Consider the following 1,250-nt stretch of genomic DNA (forward strand, 5'->3'; position numbering starts at 1 on the left):
TGCGGGCCGGCACGGGCCCCTGGCGCAGCGCGATCCGGCCGACACAGCGCCAGCCGAAATAGGCGTTGATGCGCTCCAGCACCACCGGCGCCGCGTGCTGCATCTCGATCGCATAGGGCCCTTCCACCCGCACGATCAGCGTGGCGGGCTCCGCCGGCGCGCCATCCGGGCCGCGCCGCGGCCATTGCAGCTTCAGCGGCACCGAGCGGGGGCCGAGATCCGGGCCGACGATCTCATCCCAATTGGTGACCACCTCCACCACCGAAATCCCGGCCTTGCCGCACATCTCGGCGATGCCCGGCGCGACATAGTCGGCGAGCGGGCGCGCGCCGCGGGGCTTTCGGGTCGGGGCGATCACGGGATGCGGCTCCGCAGGGGAAGGGCGACCAAGTCTAGTCCGCCTTCGGTCGCGATAGAAGGCGGCCGTCAAGGGCCGGTGTCCGGCGACACCGCCGGACCGCCCATTTCCGCAGAAGCGCCGACGCCGGCCCCGGCGAAGCGAGCCAAGGCCATGGGGCGCTTGAAGGAACGCCGAACGCGTCGCTCATCTGCCGTTCATGTTGAGCTTGATACACAAACACCCATCGAGCGGGACCGGTTCCGGCCGTGCCCCGCGGGAGAGAAGCAAGATGACCTTCCGCACCGCTTTCATCGCCGCCTCGGCCCTGCTCCTCGCGAGCGCCACGGCGCAGGCTCAGAACAACGCCGCCGCCGGCGCGATCTTCGGCGGCACCGCTGGTGCGCTCATCGGCGGCGCCGTCACCGGCACCGGCGGCGGCGCGGTTGCCGGCGCGCTGATCGGCGGCACCACCGGCGCGATCCTCGGCGCTCAGGCCGACCAGCAGAATCAGAGCTATTATTTCTGGGCCAATGACGGGCGCTGCTACCTGCACCGCGCCGACGGGGCGATCCTCAAGGCCTCGCGCAGTCGTTGCCAATGACGGGCTGTTGATCTGTTCCGTTCCCCCGCACGGATCCGATCAATGGAAGGGCGCCGGCGCAAGCCGGCGCCTTTTTCCGTTGGGCGCACCGGTCGCGGCGCCGGCAGGTGCGCAACCGCATTCAATTTCCGCGGCGCACGCTCTAGATTGGCGTCGATGTCCGCCCCGCTCCCGATCGTTCCCGACCTCGACCAGATCCGCGCCGCCGGCAAGCGCGGCGTCGCCCGCGCCCTTGCGGCGGTGGAGACGCAGCGCGGCAAGCCGGCGCTGGCGGCCCTGCTCGACACCGCGCGCGCGCCGCCAAGGCGC

Annotated in this window: 2 protein-coding genes; one reads left to right on the forward strand and one right to left on the reverse strand. The window is 71.4% G+C overall.

The genetic code is table 11. The annotated features are described in order from the left end of the window. On the reverse strand, positions 1 to 358 hold a 358-nt coding region (locus AC2W7M_RS25780), incomplete at its 3' end, for a DUF721 domain-containing protein (RefSeq protein ID WP_486135976.1). Between the two features lie 271 nt (positions 359 to 629). Between AC2W7M_RS25780 and AC2W7M_RS25785 the strand changes: the two genes are divergently transcribed. Beyond that, on the forward strand, positions 630 to 941 hold the full coding sequence (locus AC2W7M_RS25785) for a glycine zipper domain-containing protein (protein ID WP_486135978.1): 312 nt from the start codon (positions 630 to 632) through the stop codon (positions 939 to 941). Positions 942 to 1,250: the final 309 nt, after the last annotated feature.

The organism is Xanthobacter sp. BG11Y11_SDJG (genome assembly GCF_057364445.1).

Bases quoted from the DNA above. Each gene is read 5' to 3' on its own strand.
- AC2W7M_RS25785 (WP_486135978.1), top strand. From the start codon at position 630: ATGACCTTCCGCACCGCTTTCATCGCCGCCTCGGCCCTGCTCCTCGCG.